At 65.6% G+C, this 16941-nt stretch carries 15 protein-coding genes; 10 read left to right on the top strand and 5 right to left on the bottom strand.

Going from position 1 to position 16941, the window contains the following annotated elements:
- Nucleotides 1-5: 5 nt before the first annotated feature.
- From scpA to IVA75_RS36920, 8 genes are all read left to right on the top strand, one after another.
- Nucleotides 6-2162 carry a methylmalonyl-CoA mutase gene (gene scpA / locus IVA75_RS36955; protein ID WP_247288747.1) on the top strand — a complete coding sequence of 719 codons (2157 nt, stop codon included), beginning with the start codon at nt 6-8 and terminating at the stop codon, nt 2160-2162.
- A 53-nt stretch (nt 2163-2215) separates the two neighbouring features.
- Entirely contained in the window at nt 2216-2986 is a 771-nt protein-coding gene (locus tag IVA75_RS36950; RefSeq protein ID WP_247289101.1) for an RsiV family protein, read from the top strand.
- 129 nt (nt 2987-3115) lie between these two features.
- Nucleotides 3116-4108, top strand: a complete 993-nt coding sequence (locus tag IVA75_RS36945) for a tripartite tricarboxylate transporter substrate binding protein (protein ID WP_027569050.1) — start codon at nt 3116-3118, stop codon at nt 4106-4108.
- Between the two features lie 89 nt (nt 4109-4197).
- On the top strand, nt 4198-4692 hold the full coding sequence (locus IVA75_RS36940) for a tripartite tricarboxylate transporter TctB family protein (RefSeq protein WP_027569049.1): 495 nt from the start codon (nt 4198-4200) through the stop codon (nt 4690-4692).
- 4 nt (nt 4693-4696) lie between these two features.
- On the top strand, nt 4697-6211 hold the full coding sequence (locus IVA75_RS36935; protein ID WP_027569048.1) for a tripartite tricarboxylate transporter permease: 1515 nt from the start codon (nt 4697-4699) through the stop codon (nt 6209-6211).
- Between the two features lie 51 nt (nt 6212-6262).
- Complete coding sequence (gene meaB, locus IVA75_RS36930; RefSeq protein WP_247288745.1) at nt 6263-7252, top strand: methylmalonyl Co-A mutase-associated GTPase MeaB; 990 nt, start codon at nt 6263-6265, stop codon at nt 7250-7252.
- On the top strand, nt 7249-7902 hold the full coding sequence (locus IVA75_RS36925) for a pyroglutamyl-peptidase I (RefSeq protein WP_247288743.1): 654 nt from the start codon (nt 7249-7251) through the stop codon (nt 7900-7902). The genes meaB and IVA75_RS36925 overlap by 4 nt, the downstream gene beginning before the upstream one ends.
- A gap of 104 nt (nt 7903-8006) precedes the next feature.
- Nucleotides 8007-9377 carry a TIGR03808 family TAT-translocated repetitive protein gene (locus IVA75_RS36920; protein ID WP_247288742.1) on the top strand — a complete coding sequence of 457 codons (1371 nt, stop codon included), beginning with the start codon at nt 8007-8009 and terminating at the stop codon, nt 9375-9377.
- Between the two features lie 30 nt (nt 9378-9407).
- Here the strand turns inward: IVA75_RS36920 and IVA75_RS36915 are convergent, their stop codons facing one another.
- From IVA75_RS36915 to IVA75_RS36900, 4 genes are all read right to left on the bottom strand, one after another.
- Nucleotides 9408-10070, bottom strand: coding sequence for a TIGR03809 family protein (locus IVA75_RS36915; protein ID WP_247288740.1), 663 nt, complete (start codon nt 10068-10070; stop codon nt 9408-9410).
- 479 nt (nt 10071-10549) lie between these two features.
- Complete coding sequence (locus IVA75_RS36910) at nt 10550-12256, bottom strand: S8 family serine peptidase (RefSeq protein WP_247288738.1); 1707 nt, start codon at nt 12254-12256, stop codon at nt 10550-10552.
- Nucleotides 12257-12271: 15 nt separating this feature from the next.
- The gene (locus tag IVA75_RS36905) at nt 12272-12967 is read right to left on the bottom strand and encodes a hypothetical protein (RefSeq protein ID WP_027569041.1); all 696 of its coding nucleotides are present in this window, start codon (nt 12965-12967) and stop codon (nt 12272-12274) included.
- Nucleotides 12964-13533, bottom strand: coding sequence for a sigma-70 family RNA polymerase sigma factor (locus tag IVA75_RS36900; RefSeq protein WP_007593582.1), 570 nt, complete (start codon nt 13531-13533; stop codon nt 12964-12966). Before IVA75_RS36900 ends, IVA75_RS36905 begins: the two co-directional genes overlap by 4 nt.
- 434 nt (nt 13534-13967) lie before the next feature.
- On the opposite strand from IVA75_RS36900, the gene IVA75_RS36895 reads away from it, so the two are divergent.
- Nucleotides 13968-15125, top strand: a complete 1158-nt coding sequence (locus IVA75_RS36895) for a GGDEF domain-containing protein (protein ID WP_027516886.1) — start codon at nt 13968-13970, stop codon at nt 15123-15125.
- A gap of 63 nt (nt 15126-15188) precedes the next feature.
- Entirely contained in the window at nt 15189-16292 is a 1104-nt protein-coding gene (locus IVA75_RS36890) for a DUF2336 domain-containing protein (protein ID WP_247288736.1), read from the top strand.
- Nucleotides 16293-16302: 10 nt separating this feature from the next.
- Here IVA75_RS36890 and IVA75_RS36885 read toward each other — a convergent pair whose 3' ends face one another.
- On the bottom strand, nt 16303-16941 hold the full coding sequence (locus IVA75_RS36885; RefSeq protein ID WP_027516884.1) for a DUF1109 domain-containing protein: 639 nt from the start codon (nt 16939-16941) through the stop codon (nt 16303-16305).

Here is a 16941-nt window from a genome sequence, read left to right as displayed (position 1 = left end):
AAACCATGAGCCGCATTCCTGATTTCGCAGACATCGCCTTCGAGCGCACCACAAGCGCCGCGCCATCAGGCAGCGCCGAGCCGTGGCTGACGCCCGAGGGCATTCTGGTGAAGCCCGCTTATGGCGAGGCCGACCTCGCCGGCCTCGACTTCCTCGAGACCTATCCGGGCATCGCGCCTTATCTGCGCGGCCCCTACCCGACCATGTACGTCAACCAGCCCTGGACCGTCAGGCAATATGCCGGCTTCTCCACGGCGGAGGATTCCAACGCGTTCTACCGCCGCAACCTCGCGGCCGGACAGAAGGGCCTCTCGGTCGCGTTCGATCTCGCCACCCATCGCGGCTATGACAGCGACCATCCGCGCGTCGGCGGCGACGTCGGCATGGCCGGCGTTGCCATCGATTCCATCTACGACATGCGCACGCTGTTTGCGGGCATTCCGCTCGACCAGATGAGCGTGTCCATGACCATGAACGGCGCGGTGCTGCCGATCCTCGCGCTCTACGTTGCTGCCGCCGAGGAACAGGGTGTGCCGCCGGAGAAGCTCTCAGGGACCATTCAGAACGACATTCTGAAAGAGTTCATGGTGCGCAACACCTACATCTATCCGCCCGCGCCCTCGATGCGGATCATCTCGGACATCTTCGCCTACACCTCGCAGAAGATGCCGAAATACAATTCGATCTCGATCTCCGGCTATCACATGCAGGAGGCCGGGGCGACGCAGGACCTCGAGCTCGCCTATACGCTCGCCGACGGCGTCGAATATCTTCGTGCCGGCCTTGCGGCGGGCCTCGATGTCGACCGCTTCGCCCCGCGGCTGTCGTTCTTCTGGGCGACCGGGATGAACTTCTTCATGGAAGTGGCCAAGATGCGCGCCGCGCGGCTGCTCTGGGCGAAGCTGCTCAAGCCCTTCAATCCGAAGGATCCACGCTCGCTGTCACTGCGCACGCATTGCCAGACATCCGGCTGGTCGCTGACCGCGCAGGACGTCTTCAACAACGTGATGCGCACGACGGTGGAAGCGATGGCGGCGACGCAGGGCCACACCCAGTCGCTGCACACCAACGCGCTCGACGAGGCGCTCGCTTTGCCGACCGACTTTTCGGCGCGCATTGCCCGCAACACGCAGCTCTTCCTGCAGCAGGAGAGCGGCACCACCCGCATCATCGATCCCTGGGGCGGCTCGTATTATGTCGAGCGGCTGACACGCGACCTCGCCGCCAAGGCCTGGAGCCACATCCAGGAGGTCGAGGAACTCGGCGGCATGGCCAAGGCGATCGAGGCCGGCGTACCGAAGCTGCGCATCGAGGAAGCCTCCGCCAAGACCCAGGCCCGCATCGATGCCGGCAAGCAGGCGGTGATCGGGGTCAACAAATACAAGCCGACGGACGAAGCTCCGATCGATATCCTCAAGGTCGACAATACCAATGTCCGCCGGCTCCAGATCGACAAGCTGACGCGGCTGAAGTCCGAACGCAACCAGAAGGACGTCGAGGCCGCGCTCGCCGCGCTGACGCGCTCGGCCGGCGAAGGCAACGGCAATCTGCTGGCGCTCGCCATCGACGCCGCGCGCGCGAAGGCAACCGTCGGCGAAATCTCGGACGCGATGGAGAAGGTGTTCGGCCGGCACCGCGCCGAGATCAAATCCATCACCGGCGTCTACAAGCGGGAGGCGTCCAGCATGGGTAACCGGGTCGAGAAAGTTCAGGCGCTGATCGATGCCTTCGAGGAGGCGGAAGGCCGCCGTCCGCGCATCCTGGTCGCAAAAATCGGTCAGGACGGTCACGACCGCGGCCAGAAGGTGATCGCGTCGGCCTTCGCCGATATCGGCTTCGATGTCGACATCGGGCCGCTGTTCGCGACTGCCGACGAAGCCGCGCGCCAGGCGGTCGAGAACGACGTCCACATCCTCGGCGTTTCCTCGCTCGCGGCCGCCCATCTCACAGCCGTGCCCGAACTGAAAGCCGCGCTGAAGAAGCAGGGCCGCGACGACATCATGATCATCGTCGGCGGCGTGGTGCCGCCACAGGATTACGACGCGCTCTACGCGGCCGGCGCCGAAGCGATCTTCCCACCGGGCACGGTGATTGCGGACGCGGCCGAAGAGCTGATCCGCAAGCTGAACGCCCGGCTCGGGCATAGCGAGGCGGCGGAGTAGGTCGCCATCGATCTTCGAAAGGACAGTGCGTGATATTTTCCGCGCCGGCGTTCATGCGCGCGCTAGCTGTGGTCGCAGCTTGCAGCGCGTTGTTGGCTACCGCCCATGCCGCCGATCCCAAGCCCGACGCGGTCATCAAGACCAAGAGCATCGAGGCGCGTGTCCTCCTCGACGACAAGATCAAGGCTGCCCCGACGCTGGCGGCGAATTGCCTAGCCGAAGGCAGGAAGTGGATCGACAAGAACGCAGCAGAAGCCGCCGCCTCGCGCAAAGAGGATCCGCAGTTCTTCAAGGAAGGCGGCTGGGACTTTGAGCGCAAATATGCGGTCCGCTCCGTCGTCGCCGACCGCTATGTCAGCATCCTGCGCAACGACTACATGGACACTCACGGCGCCCATCCCAATTCCGACGTGAACACGGTCGTGTGGGACAAGGCCGAAGGCAAGCGCATCTCCATCCGCCCGTTCTTCACCGAGACCGCCGACAACGGCCCGGCCATGAAGGCGATGGTGCAGGCGGTGATCGCCTCACTGAAAATCGAGAAGAAGAAGCGCGGCGCCGGCGAGACCGCGACCGACGAGTGGTTTAAGGAGCTCGCACCGAGCCTGCTCAAGATCGGCGCGGTGACGCTCGCGCCCTCAACCGACGCGGGCAAGAGTTCCGGGCTCACCTTCCACTATCCGCCCTACGCAATCGGCCCTTACGCCGAGGGCGAATATGTCGCGTTCGTGCCGTGGGAAGCGCTGAAGTCCTATCTCACCGCGGAAGGCACCCGCATCTTCGGCGGCGCGCGGCCGAAGAGTGACGCTGACGAGCCGCAATGATCGTGTTGAGCAGCGACAGCTTGCTCGCAGAGCGCTGGTAGCGCTGCCTTGCAGCCGCGTTGCAAAGCTGACTAGAATGTCGCCATTGACAAGAGCGCCTGACGTCATGGGCGCCGTTGGGAGGCATTGATGTCCAAGATTACGCGCCGCACCTTTGCGGCTTCATCTGCCGCAGTCGCGGCATCCGCCGCATTCGGCCTCACACCCGCACTTGCGCAAGCCTATCCGGCGCGGCCCGTCACCGTGATCGTGCCCTGGGGCGCGGGCGGCGGCACCGACGCGACTGCGCGCATTGTCGCAGCGCTGTTGGAGAAGGATCTCGGCCAACCCTTCAACGTGGTCAATCGCACCGGCGGCTCCGGTGTCGTCGGCCATACCGCGATCGCGACCGCGCAGCCCGATGGCTACACCATCGGCATGCTCACGGTGGAAATCTCGATGATGCACTGGCAGGGGCTGACCGAACTGGCGCCGAAGAGCTACACCCCGCTGGCGCTGATGAACGAAGACCCCCCGGGCATCCAGGTCTCCTCCTCCTCGCCTTACAAGACGGTGAAGGAACTCGCGGAAGCCATCAAGGCGGCTCCTCCCGGCAAGTTCAAGGCTTCCGGCACCGGCCAAGGCGGGATCTGGCACCTCGCGCTGGTCGGCTGGATGCAGGCGATGGGCCTGCCCGCCAACCAGGTCGCCTGGGTACCGTCGAACGGCGCCGCACCCGCGATGCAGGACCTCGCCGCTGGCGGCCTCGACCTCACTACCTGCTCGGTGCCGGAAGCCCGCGCCATCATCGAGGCCGGCAAGGCCAGGAGCCTTGCCATCATGGCGCCGGCGCGCAATCCGATCTTCAAGGACGTGCCGACGCTGAAGGAGGCGATGGGCATCGACTACGCGACCGGCGCCTGGCGCGGCATCGCCGGGCCGAAGAACCTGCCGCCGGAGATCGCAACCAAGCTCACCGCGGCGCTGCAGAAGGTCTACGACTCCGCCGAGTTCAAGGACTTCATGAGCAATCGCGGCTTCGGCACGGTGTGGGGCGATGCCGGCCAGTTCGCAAGCTTCATGGACAAGGGCGACGCCCAGATGGGCGAAGCGATGAAGGCGGCGGGTCTGAGCAAGGCGTGACCCTGGGATCATTTCCCGACTACACGCGCTGATCGCCTCTCTCTCCTCCCGCGCGGGGAGAGAGAGAATACCTCACATAGGATTCTCCCATGCGTCTTCCCGACTCGGTCACGGGATCGTTTCTCGTCGTGCTCGGCACAGCAGCCGCCTATGGCGGCTGGCTGCTGCCGCCGGTGCCCGGGCAGCCGGTTGGTCCCAACGTATTTCCGCTCGTGATCGGCATTGGGCTTGCGCTGTGCGGGCTCGCGATCGTGTTCGGGATCGGCCACACCTTCGAGGAGGCGGAAGAGCTGATCCCGCTCGAGGATGGCCAGGCAGCGGCTGCCCCGCCGCCGCAGGGAAAGTTGTACGGCCTGCGCGCGCTGCTGCCCCCGGCGCTGCTGCTGTTCTACGTGGTCGCGGCCGACCGCCTCGGCTTCATCGTCACCGCGGCGATCATGGTCTACGTCACCTCGACCGCGTTGGGGGCGAAGTGGAAGCTGGCGCTGCCGCTCGCAGCGCTGGCGCCGTTCGCCATCCACCTGATCTTCGGCAAGCTGCTGCGCGTGCCGCTTCCCGCCGGCCTGTTGCCGACGCCCTGGTGATCCCATGCTGAAAACCCTGATTGAAGCGTTCGCACTGATCTCCACCTGGGAGGTCATCATCGCGATGTTCGCAGCCTCGGTGTACGGACTCGTGATCGGCTCGCTGCCAGGCCTGTCGGCGACGATGGCAACCGCCCTGCTCGTCCCCGTCACCTTCTACCTCTCGCCGATCGCGGCGATCGCGACCATCGTCGCAGCGTCCTCGATGGCGATCTTCTCCGGCGACATTCCCGGCGCGCTGCTGCGCATCCCGGGAACGCCCGCCTCCGCCGCCTATGCAGACGAGGCCTACGCCATGACCCGCAAGGGACAGGCCGAACTGGCGCTCGGGGCCGGCGTGTGGTTCTCGGCCGTCGGCGGCATCGCCGGCGTGCTGTCGCTGATGATCCTGGCGCCGCCGCTGGCCGAGATCGCGCTGTCGTTTTCGACCTTCGAGTATTTCTGGCTGGCGCTGCTCGGCCTGATGTGCGCGACGTTGGTGGCGCGCTCCTCGCCCGTGAAGGCGATCGCCGGCATGTTCCTCGGCCTGCTGGTCTCCTGCGTCGGCATCGAAAATCCCGGCGGCGTGCCACGCTTCACCTTCGGCCTCACCGATCTGTTCGGCGGCATCGAGCCGATCCCCGCGCTGGTCGGCGTGTTCGCGGTGGCCCAGGTGATGCGCGCGATGCTGACGCCCGAGCCTCCGCCGCTGCCGCGGCGCAAATTCGGAAGCATCATGGCCGGCCAGTGGAAGCTGACCAAGAAATACCATTGGCAGATGACGCGCGGAAACATCGTCGGCATCATCATCGGCGTGCTGCCCGGCGCCGGCGCCGACATGGCCGCTTGGGTGTCCTACGCGATGTCAAAGCGCTTCTCCAAGGAACCGGAAAAGTTCGGCACCGGCCATGTCGAGGGCCTGGTCGAGGCCGGCGCCAGCAACAATGCCAGCATCGCCTCGGGCTGGGTGCCGTCATTGCTGTTCGGCATCCCCGGCGACACCATCGCCGCGATCGCGATCGGCGTGCTCTACATGAAGGGGCTGAACCCCGGACCGACGCTGTTCACCGAGAAAGCGTCGAGCATGTACGCGATCTATCTGATGTTCATCATCGCAAACATTTTGATGATCCCGCTCGGCATCGCCATGATCCGGGTTGCCGCCTACATCCTGCTGGCACCGCGCTCCGCTATCATGCCGATCATCATGCTGTGCTGCGCGGTCGGCTCGTTCGCGATCGGCAACAACATGTTCGGCGTCGTCACCGTCGCCGCCTTCGGCGTGATCGGCTATGTGATGGAGGCGAACGGCTATCCCGTCGCGGCGATGGTGCTCGGCATCGTCATGGGCACCATGGTCGAGCAGGCTTTCGTCACCTCGCTGATCAAGTCGGACGGCAGCATTTTGCCGTTTTTCGAACGCCCGGTCGCTGCGATCCTCGCCGCCATGGCGATCGGGGCGCTGCTGTGGCCGGTGATGGTCTGGGCGTGGCGGAAGGTGAAACCGGTGCGGACGGGGGTGGCGGCGACATCCCGGTGATATCGGGCGGGCGGCCCTCGCCTGCCCCGCGGGGGCGTTGTAAAGCAGGGCATGGTTGAGAAAAAGCCTTCACTGGACATCAAATCCCTCGCCCGTGACCTCCGCGCCGGCAGCCGCGCGGCGCTGGCGCGGGCGATCACGCTGGTCGAGAGCCGGCGCAGCGACCATCAGGCGCTGGCGCGCGAACTGGTGCAGATGCTCTTGCCCGATACCGGCAAGGCGGTCCGCGTCGGCATCACCGGCTCGCCCGGCGTCGGCAAATCCACCACGATCGACGCGCTCGGCACTCATCTGATCGAGCAGGGCCACAAGGTCGCCGTGCTCGCGGTCGATCCGTCCTCGGCGCGCAGCGGCGGCTCGATCCTCGGCGACAAGACCCGGATGGCGCGGCTTTCGGCCTCCGACCACGCCTTCATCCGGCCCTCGCCGTCTTCGGGCACTCTTGGGGGCGTCGCGGCGAAAACGCGCGAGGCGATGCTGCTGTGCGAAGCAGCCGGCTTCGACGTCGTGCTGGTGGAAACGGTCGGCATCGGCCAGTCCGAAACGGCGGTCTGCGACATGACCGATTTCTTCCTCGCCCTGATGCTGCCGGGCGGCGGCGACGAATTGCAGGGCATCAAGAAGGGCCTGGTGGAGCTCGCCGACATGATCGCGATCAACAAGGCCGATGGCGACAATCTCAAGCGCGCGAACATCACCGCCGCCGATTATCGCGGCGCGCTGCATATCCTGACGCCACGCTCCGAGCACTGGCATCCGCCGGTCGAGACCTATTCGGCGCTGACCGGGGACGGCATCGCGAATATCTGGCAGAACGTCCTCGATCACCGCAAGGCGATGAATGCATCCGGCGACTTCGCCGCACGGCGGCGTGAGCAGCAGGTGAAATGGATGTGGTCGATGCTGGAGCAACGCATGCTGGCGCGGTTGCGCAGCGAGGCGTCAGTGCGGACCAAGGTCAGGAAGATCGAGGCCGAGGTCGCCGACGGCCATCTCACGCCGGCGATCGCCGCCGAGAAGATTTTGGAGCTGCTGCAATGAGCGACAAGCTCCGCATTCTCCTCACCGGCTTCGGCCCGTTTCCCGGCGCGCCCTACAATCCGACCCAGCCACTGGTCGCCCGGCTGGCGCAATTGCGCCGACCCGCACTCGACGATGCCGCGATCTCCAGCCACATCTTCCCGGTCACCTATGCTGCGGTAGACCGGCAATTGCCGGAGGTGCTCGCGAAAGAGAAGCCGGATGCGCTGCTGATGTTCGGCCTCGCCGCACGCACACCCTATCTGCGCATCGAGAGCCGCGCGCGCAACGCCGTCACCATGCTCTGGCCCGATGCCGCCAACACCCGCTCGAGCAAGCGCGGCATCGCCGGCAATGCGGACGCGATAACGTTCGGCCCGCACACCGCAAGGCTGCTGCGCGCCGCGCGCCTCACCGGCATCGACGCGCGCCCCTCGCGCGATGCCGGCGCCTATCTCTGCAATTACCTGAGCTGGCGCGCGATCGAAAACGTCAGGGCCGGCGGGCCGCAGCTTGCGGCGTTCATCCATATTCCCCTGCTCGCGCGCAGTGGCGCCGTGCGCCGCAAGGGCGCGCCGCGGATCACGCTGGAGGAACTGGTGGACGCCGGGGAAGCGATGCTGATGGAGATGGTACAGCTGGCACGGAAGGCTCGGAACACGACTGCGTAAACATTTAACCCTACCGTGAACTATCCTCATGGCCCCAGCCGCGCGGTCCCGTTTTTGCGCTACCTAACCGCTGCGGGCCCCCGCGTCCGCCGGAGGACGCATCCATGGACCTCAATCGCCGCCATCTCATCGGAGCATCGACCGCAGGCATCGCCGGCGCGCTCGCGATGCCTGCCGACGCCGCGCGTGCGGCGCCGCTGACGTCGTTGCTCGGCCGCGATGCCACGCAGTATGGTGTGCGACCCGGCAGCAGCGAGGACCAGACCCGCGCGCTGCAGCGTGCGATCGACGAGGCTGGCCGGGCGCAGATGCCGCTGGCGCTGCCCCCCGGCATCTACCGCACCGGACTGTTGCGCCTGCCAAATGGCGCGCAACTGATCGGCGTACGCGGCGCCACAAAATTCGTCTTCACCGGCGGGGCCTCGGCGATCCAGAGCGACCGCTCCGATTCGATTGGCCTCACCGGCATCACCTTCGACGGCGGCGGCATTCCGCTGCCGGCACGGCGCGGGCTGATCCATGTCCTCGGCGGGCGCGACGTCCGCATCAGCGATTGCGAGATCACCGGTTCCGGCGGCAGCGGCATCTGGCTCGAGCAGGTCTCCGGCGACATCTCCGGCAACATTTTTGCCAACATCGCGGTGACGGCGGTGGTGTCGTTCGACGCCAGGGGTCTCAGCGTCTCCCGCAACACCATCACCGGCACCAACGACAATGGCATCGAGATCCTGCGCACGGCCATCGGCGACGACGGCACGCTGGTCGCTGATAACCGCATCGAGGACATCAAGGCCGGTCCCGGCGGCTCCGGCCAGTACGGCAACGCCATCAACGCGTTCCGCGCCGGAAACGTCATCGTGCGTGGCAATCGCATCAAGAACTGCGATTACTCCGCCGTGCGCGGCAACTCGGCCTCGAACATCCACATTACCGGCAACAGCGTCAGCGACGTGCGCGAGGTCGCGCTCTATTCGGAATTCGCTTTCGAGGCCGCGGTGATCGCCAACAACATTGTGGACGGCGCCGCGGTCGGCGTCTCCGTCTGCAATTTCAACGAAGGCGGCCGCATCGCCGTGGTCCAGGGCAACATCATCCGCAATTTGATCCCGAAGCGGCCGATCGGCACCGCGCCGGATGACGATGCCGGCATCGGCATCTACATCGAGGCGGATTCATCGGTCACCGGCAACGTGATCGAGAACGCGCCGTCCTACGGCATCGTCGCCGGCTGGGGCAAATATCTCCGCGACGTCGCCATCACGGGCAACGTGATCCGCAAGGCACTGGCAGGCGTCGGCGTGTCCGTCGTGCCCGGCGCCGGCACCGCGCTCGTCAATAACAACATGATCTCGGAAACCCCGCGCGGCGCCGTCGTCGGGCTCGATCACGCGCGAGCCGTAACGTCCGACCTGTCGGCGGATGGCGCTCAGCGGTTTGCGCAATTGGTCGTCGGCGGGAATGCGGTGCGGCGGTAGCTGCGGCTCCTCGCCTCTGGCTCTCGAACGCTAGAACGCGTTCCGCAGCAGCGGGTACTTCGCTTCGAGCCCGTCGAGGCTGAAGGTGAACTCAACCAGACGTTCGGGGGCTGCGACAATTTCGGCTGCCGGCGGAGAGAACTGCGGCAGAAGCGCCACCATCGCAGCCAGCGCCTTGGGCGATGCCGGCACCTTGGGCCCCGTCATTACCACGGGCGCGGTAGGCGGCGCCATGGCAGCCGGCACTCTGAGCGGTGCCATCGGGGCAGGCGCGGCGACCGGCGCGGTCGGGGCTTCGGTGATTTCGGCGAGAACGCCCGGCTTCGGATCGAGCCTGACCGGGACGGCGGTCTCCGGGGCGATGTGCACGGCCTTCGGTTGCACGGTCTGCGCCTGGGGCTCGCGCGGAAACATGCGGGGCATTGTCGCCGGCGACCAGCCGAATGCGGGCGACACGCTCGCGGCCGCCGTGGCGACATCAGCGCCGGTGGCAAGCGCGCGCCAGGTCTGGACGGCGAGCTTCGCTTCCTGAATGTTTTCGAGAAATGCGATCTCGGAATGATAGCGGCGCCAGCGCCCGGTCTCGAACATCTCGGAGAGATGCACCAGCCGCTGCTCGGCGAGAGCGCACCAGCGTGCCGCAACGTCGCGACCAATAGCAACGTCGCGAATAGCCTCTTGGCGATGTGTCATAAATCAGCCCGTCAGGAGAAAATACGGACGCGACGCAACGCACACGAATCAATTTAGACGCGACGTGAATATTTTGTGGAAAAGTTTTGACTTGTCCAGCAACGACGATGTTTTCGTCGCCAAACTCCGTAGTCGTGCGGAGATTCAAGGGGTTTTGGAGTCAAGCTTCGCACAAGCATAGGGCGCTTGCGGCGTGCCGGCGGAGCGGTAGCGTTAAGTGAGCTACGACCTCTCAACCGGAAGCTGATCTCGCGTAGGGCTTCGAGGAATTGGACGTCCAAAAAGAAAAGACCCGTCCGGGGGGACAACCGGACGGGTCGAGCCATATGGGCGCTTGGGGTGGATGGGCGCTCGCGCCTAATATGACTTATGGGGAGGGATAACCGCTCCCACATAATTTGGTCGTGGCAGCGGGCCGAACGTTCAACGCGGCGTTTGATTTTTCGACCTTCGCGCCGCGCGCAAAGTTGTCGCAGCCGCTATCGCGTCGTCGGCTTATCCGCTTGAGAAACCGTGGCTTTATCCTCGGTGCTCGACAACGAAGGTTGCTCTAATGCGCGGATGCCAGGCCCGTCGCGACGCTTCTCAATATCTTCACGTTTTGTTGTACCGGACGCGGCCGCGACCGGCGTCGCGCCGGCGGCGGGAACGGCCATGACCGCGGCAAACGCGTCGGCCTCGCCATCGCCGAACAGATCGTCACGCCCGGGTGAACCGAGGTCACGCGCCGTCTTTGCCAGCGTCGTGCGCAGCGCTTCCGGCTTCAAGGCGTAGTTGCGCTCGAGCAGCAGCGCCGCGACGCCGGAGACATAGGCAGCCGAGAACGAGGTGCCCGACGTCATCTGGTATTTGCCGTCAGGCGCCGGCAGGAAGATATCGACGCCGGGGGCCGCGACCGCGATGTAGTTGCCGCGGTTGGAGGCGGTGAACAGCCTGTCCTGCTGGTCGGTCGCGCTGACCGCTATCACGTTGGGATTGGCGGCCGGATAGAGCGGCGGAGACTTCGCGCCGGCATTGCCGGCGGCCGCGATCAGCACCAGGCCACGCGCGGCCGTCGCCGCGATGGCCCGCTCGATCACCGTATCCTTCGGACCGGCAAAGCTCATGTTGACGATCTGGGCGCCATGCTCGGCGGCATAGTTCAGCGAGCGCAGGATGATGTAGGACGAGCTCTCGGCCCCGCCGGTGGTGCCGCCGAAGGCGCGGATGGCGATGAGGCGCGCCTCGGGCGCGCTGCCCATCAGCTTGGCATGCGCCACGATGGCGCCGGCAATGCCGGTGCCGTGAATGTGCGGGCCCTCGGCGCTGCCAAGCGCATCGAAATTGTCGGCAATGGAATTGGCAAGTTCCGGATGTTGGACGTCGATGCCGGAGTCGATCACGGCGACCGTCACATTGGCGCCATGCGCGAGAGTATGTGCCTGCGGCAGGCGGAGCTTCGCCAGCGCATATTGCGCGGGATCTCCCTCGGTCGGCACCGACGATTTCTGGTCCTGGAGCAGGTAGCGGAAGTTCGGCTGGACCGAACGCACGCTGCCGTCGGCCACGAATTCACGCCGCACCGTCGCGGAGGGCCGGCCGTCGGTGATGCGGAACAGTCCGAACGTCGCCCCGATCAGCGGAAAATTCTCGGAGGACACGCGCGTCAGGCCATGGCGGCGCGCAAGCTCGTCGGCTTGGCTCAACGACAGCCCGCCGTCGATCTCGGCGACGAATTCGCCGGCAAAGGTGCGCAAATCCGCGGCGACGGGCGTGTTGTTGCCGCGCCCCTTTCCAGCGGTCTTCTTGCCCGATTTGCCCGAGCCATCGCCGCCTGCGTTCTGCTGCGCCAGGCACTCGCCGGCGGCGTCGCGATCGGGCGCAGTACAGGCGGGATAGAGGTTCGGGGAGTAGCGCGCATAGGGCAGCACCGGCGTCGGCCCCATCCGCGCCGAAATCCTTGTCGTCACAATCGGACCGGGACCGCGGCCGACGGCCACCGCTCTGGCGGCAACGCCGGGACTGACGCGTGCGGCGATGCCAGGAGAAATCGTCGGCATTCGGGAGGGGACGCTGATCGTCGGCGTGCGCATGATCGCCTGCGCCTGCGCAACATCGACGCCGAGACAGGCGGCGAGCAGAAGCGCGGCTGCGACCGACGAAGCGCAGGCCCCGCCTCTTACTCCACTTTCAAACTTGCGCGTCATTGGTTTGGAAGCGCCTTACGGCGCTGCGACGGCGAGGTTGACGAACTTCTCGCGCTGCATCTTGCCGAGCAGCGAGGTGAGTTCGTCACGGCTCATCGCCTTGTCGAACTGGAGGCGGAACATACCGCCCTTGGCATCACCGATGATCGAAGCCTGGTAGCCGTCGAGCAATGCCGTGATATCGGCGACGCGCGCCTCGGGCGTGAAGCGTACCAGCGCGCGCGCTGGCGGGACGGTCGTGCCGAGGTCGCGGGTGATCGGAGCGCTGGTCGAGAGCGAAGCAGTCTGGAAGGTCGCAGTCTGGGTCTTCGTCAACACGGCGCCGATGATTCCGGCCTGCAGCACGAGCGCGATGGCGCCAAGGCTCGCCGACCAGGCCAGAGTGCGCGGCGACAGGCTCGCAAAGAAGGTGGCGATGCGCGCCGACAGCGGCAGCGAACCGGCCGCCCGCGCAGGCTCAGCGTCGATCGCGGCGAACAGCTTCTGCATCGCACGCGCCGATGGAGCCCCCAGGCTCTCGTTCAGATGGATGGTCTCTTCATACTCGCCGCGGATCGCGGCATATTGCTTCGCGAGCTCGGGATCGCGCGCCAGCGCCTCGTCGACGCGGCGTGCATCGCGCGGGTTCAGCGTGCCGGCGGCGTGCCACGGCAGCAGCAGTTCAATTTCACCGGGCTCTTGCTCCAGCATCTTCTTGCTCAAAGCCATCATGGCCAGCCTCGCTCAATGCCGGCTGCTTTCAGCAGTTCGGCCAATTTCTTGCGCGCATAGAACAAGCGCGTCTTCACAGTGTTCTCCGGGATGCCAACGATTTCGGCCACTTCTTCCACGGATTTCTCGTGGTAGTAGACGAGATCGACGATCTCCCGATGGTCCGGCGAGAGGCCCGTCAGACACTCCCGCAACGCTTCACTGGTATCCTTCTTCTGCACCGCCGTTTCCGGATTGTCGGACGTATCCTCGATCGCGTTCGCGGCGTCGTCGTCCAACTCAAAATCCTTCCTGCGCCGAAGCGCAGACAGGGCCTTGAATCGGGTAATGGCCAGCAGCCAGGTGGAAACGGCGGATCGGCCCTCGAATTTGCCGGCTTGACGCCAGACGTCGAGAAACACCTCGCTGATGAGGTCTTCCGCCGCCTGCTCGTCCCGCACGAGCCGGAGGCCGAACCGATACACCCTGACATGGTGCCGCCCGTACAGCACCTGCATGGCGAGCCGGTCACCTTGAGCGATCCTGGCGATCAGGATCTCGTCCGAAGCCGCTTGTGTCACGCTCAAAGACCGTCTCGCAAGGTTGGTCGGGTCGATGCGGCAGACGGTTCGACGGGAGGGGTAAAATTGTTCAACCTACCGCAGTCATACGGGAGGCTGTGTGATCTACCCCACATACGCGAAATTTCCTGTTGCCACCCGCGGCTGGGCGCCTCGCTCAAGAACGGTAACATAGTAATGAAGCACTTTCCTGAGCAATGCCGTCCCAGTAGAGACGGCCCGACGTGCATGGAACCTTAGCAGCCTAGCACGACATATGTCTTCCGAAGCCCTGCTTTGGCTCGACCGCGTCGCTCACAATGCCTAATCGCCGACAATTCCTTGAGAGGTCCGCGTCCCCTCGCTGCCGCGCTGCACAGCGTGGATTCGATTTCGAAGGATACCAAACCTAAAGGCTTGCGACGTAGATTTTTGAGCTGACATCCACCACTGGCGGGACCATGAGCACGGCTGCGACGTCCTTTCCCGAGAGGAATGCCGCTGAGGCCGCGGATCTCGCCTTGACGACCGAGGCAGCGGCACCCGAGGTCCTGGCACGCCGGATCCGGCAGCGGCGCCAGATGTACGTCGGCCAGGTGGCGAGCTATTCGCTCGGCGCCTCCGTCCTGCTGCTCTACGCCTTTGACGGCGTGATCTCCATGGGCGTTCCGTCGCTGTTCTGGCTCAGCGGCCTGCTGATCATCGGTACCTTCACCGTGCTATCGGAAGCGGGCTTCGGCGACCGGTTCGAGGATCATTACCTCACCGTCTTCCAGATCTCGGCGCATATGACGCTGCAGCTGCTGTTCCTGCTCGCGGTGCCGACAGTCGGAGTCGCGTTCCTGGCCGTGCTATTTCTGATCTTCGCCTTCGGCACGCTTCGTATGACATCGAGCCAGGCAATGCTCACCTGGGGTCTCACCACTTGCGGGCTCGCGTTGGTCTTCCTCGCTTCGGACTTGCCAATCGGACTGCCGGTTACGACCCAGCTGCAACGGGCGGCATCGATGCTGTGCTTCGTGCTGGTGATCGGCCAGTGCGCCTTCCTCGGCCTGTTCGGCGCCACGTTGCGCAAGATCCTGTACCGGCGCAGCATCGAGCTGAAGGCCGCCTATCGGCGCATCGAGGAACTGGCGGAGCTCGACGAGCTCACCGGCTCCTACAACCGCCGCTGTATCATGCGGCTTCTCGACGACGAGATCGAAAAATCGCGGCAGACGTCGACCCCTTGCGCGATCGCGCTGATCGATCTCGACTGGTTCAAGCGCATCAACGACGCCCATGGCCATCCCGTCGGCGACGAGGTGCTGCGCACCTTCGCGATCACCATTTTCGCCAACATCCGCCCGGCCGACTGCTTCGGCCGCTACGGCGGCGAGGAATTCTTGCTGCTGCTGCCGGGGATGGACGGCGATGCGGCGTCACGCATGCTCGATCGGCTGCGCGGCATCGTCGCCGATCTGGACTGGAGCGCATTCTCCCCGGGCATGCGCGTGACCATTTCCGCGGGCGTCGTGACGCTACGCGACAACGATACTGCCGACACGTTTCTCGTGCGCGCCGATAGCGCGCTCTATTCCGCCAAGGCACAGGGGCGCAACCGCATTGCAACGAGCTGACCAATCCATTTTCTCCCGGCGCGACAGAAGCCGCGGCCGGGCCGAACGCTCCAGGACAGGGCAATGAGATCCAAAGCCGTAAAATCATCCGAGAGTCTGCTCGAGGAATTGCAAACTGCGCTCTCGCACGGCACCGTTGCGCACCGGGTCGAGACGTTGCGCCGCGTAACCGATCTGTTCGTGGGCAACGCGGTGGACTATTCCGACGACCACGTCCGCGTGTTCGACGACGTGTTCCAATGCCTGATCGAGCGGATCGAGACGTCCGCCAGGGCGCTGCTCGCCGACCGCCTCGCATCGATCGCGGCTGCGCCGCCGAAGATCATCCGCACGCTCGCGCTCGACGAGGTGATCGAGGTTTCCGGCCCGGTGCTGTCGAAATCCGAACGGCTGGACGAGGCGACCCTGATCGAGATCGCGCGCACCAGGGGCCAGGCCCATCTCAAGGCGATCTCGCTCCGGCGGGTGTTGTCGGAAGCGCTGAGCGACGTGCTGGTGACCCGCGGCAACGAGGACGTGGTGCAATCGACCGTCAGCAATCCGGGCGCGCAACTGTCCGAGGGAAGTCTCGCCGACCTCGTGACCCGCGCCGAACGTGACGACGACCTCGCCAGCTGCATCGGCCTGCGGGCCGACCTGCCCCGCCATCATTATTTGAAGCTGGTCGTGAAGGCCTCCTTGACCGTGCGCCGGAAGCTGGAGGCCGCGCATCCGGAGCTCGCGGACGACGTGTCCAGCGTGGTCCAGGAAGCGGCTCAGCGGATCCGCGCCGCCACCACGACCCGGCAGACCGAGATGGCGCGGGCGCTGGTGAAGTCGCTGCACGAGGACGGCCGCCTGACCGAACTCCAGGTCGCCACCTTCGCAGAGCAGGGCAAGTTCGACGAGACCAATGCGGGGCTCGCGGCGCTTGCGGGCGTCGCAGTCGAGACCGCCGAGACCATGATGATCGAAAGCCGGGTCGAGGGCGTGATGATCCTCGCCAAGGTCGCGGCCATGCAATGGTCGAGCGTCCGCGCCATCATCGCCCTGCGCGAGAAGCTCTCAGGCGGCCCGCAGACCGACATGCTGACGCTGCGCGACGCTTACGAGGCGCTGCGCAGCTCGACCGCGCAGCAGGTGCTGCGCTTCCACCGCATGCAGCAGGGCGCGGCGCCGGTGGCGTGAAGCAGACGAGCTAGTAGCGTAGGACCCTCGCCCCCACCAGCGCGCCAATTGCCGTCACCAACGCGGTGGCGAGCGTGTACCAGGTCGCGACGAACAGCGGCGAGTCATCGGTGCAGTGCGAGGCGTACAGCGTCGCGGCAAGGCCCGCCGACACCAGGCCGGCGAGCGCACCGGCGAGCGCGGGGTGCGACGGCGCACCGTGGCGCAGGCCGAACAGGGCCCCCGCAAGCAGCGGCAGCGACATCGCGGGGATTGCGAACAGGCACACCCTGGAATTCTTGCCCATCAAACGCATCGTCATCGGCATGGCCGGCGCCATCATCGCCTCGCTGCCGATCGCCACCGCGAGCAGCCCGACGGGCAGCAGCAGCAGCCAGCCCCAGCCACGCAGCAAAGCCTCGGGACGCGACAGATGCAGGCTGACGATGATTGCCGGGATCGCGAGCGACAGCGTGACCGCGAACTTCATGTCGAAGAACGGGTTGCGCATCGCGCTCATCACGTCGTGACGCACACCGAGAAAGGTGGCGAAGATCAGGATCGACAGCGGCGCGGCGACCAGCAGCGCCATGGTCAGCACCGCGCCGACGCGCGGCGGGCGATGGGCGTTGTCGGCCGCGAGCGAGCGAATGAGTTGATCGGTATCCAT

Source organism: Bradyrhizobium sp. 134, from assembly GCF_023074155.1.
GTDB lineage: Bacteria > Pseudomonadota > Alphaproteobacteria > Rhizobiales > Xanthobacteraceae > Bradyrhizobium.
The sequence above is the reverse complement of the archived record's forward strand: the minus strand, read 5'-3'. Positions and strand labels throughout refer to the sequence as shown.

Coding starts and splice junctions, on each gene's coding strand:
- scpA (WP_247288747.1), top strand. CDS start 6: ATGAGCCGCATTCCTGATTTCGCAGACATCGCCTTCGAGCGCACCACA.
- IVA75_RS36950 (WP_247289101.1), top strand. CDS start 2,216: ATGCGCGCGCTAGCTGTGGTCGCAGCTTGCAGCGCGTTGTTGGCTACC.
- IVA75_RS36945 (WP_027569050.1), top strand. CDS start 3,116: ATGTCCAAGATTACGCGCCGCACCTTTGCGGCTTCATCTGCCGCAGTC.
- IVA75_RS36940 (WP_027569049.1), top strand. CDS start 4,198: ATGCGTCTTCCCGACTCGGTCACGGGATCGTTTCTCGTCGTGCTCGGC.
- IVA75_RS36935 (WP_027569048.1), top strand. CDS start 4,697: ATGCTGAAAACCCTGATTGAAGCGTTCGCACTGATCTCCACCTGGGAG.
- meaB (WP_247288745.1), top strand. CDS start 6,263: ATGGTTGAGAAAAAGCCTTCACTGGACATCAAATCCCTCGCCCGTGAC.
- IVA75_RS36925 (WP_247288743.1), top strand. CDS start 7,249: ATGAGCGACAAGCTCCGCATTCTCCTCACCGGCTTCGGCCCGTTTCCC.
- IVA75_RS36920 (WP_247288742.1), top strand. CDS start 8,007: ATGGACCTCAATCGCCGCCATCTCATCGGAGCATCGACCGCAGGCATC.
- IVA75_RS36915 (WP_247288740.1), bottom strand. CDS start 10,070: ATGACACATCGCCAAGAGGCTATTCGCGACGTTGCTATTGGTCGCGAC.
- IVA75_RS36910 (WP_247288738.1), bottom strand. CDS start 12,256: ATGACGCGCAAGTTTGAAAGTGGAGTAAGAGGCGGGGCCTGCGCTTCG.
- IVA75_RS36905 (WP_027569041.1), bottom strand. CDS start 12,967: ATGATGGCTTTGAGCAAGAAGATGCTGGAGCAAGAGCCCGGTGAAATT.
- IVA75_RS36895 (WP_027516886.1), top strand. CDS start 13,968: ATGAGCACGGCTGCGACGTCCTTTCCCGAGAGGAATGCCGCTGAGGCC.
- IVA75_RS36890 (WP_247288736.1), top strand. CDS start 15,189: ATGAGATCCAAAGCCGTAAAATCATCCGAGAGTCTGCTCGAGGAATTG.
- IVA75_RS36885 (WP_027516884.1), bottom strand. CDS start 16,941: ATGGATACCGATCAACTCATTCGCTCGCTCGCGGCCGACAACGCCCAT.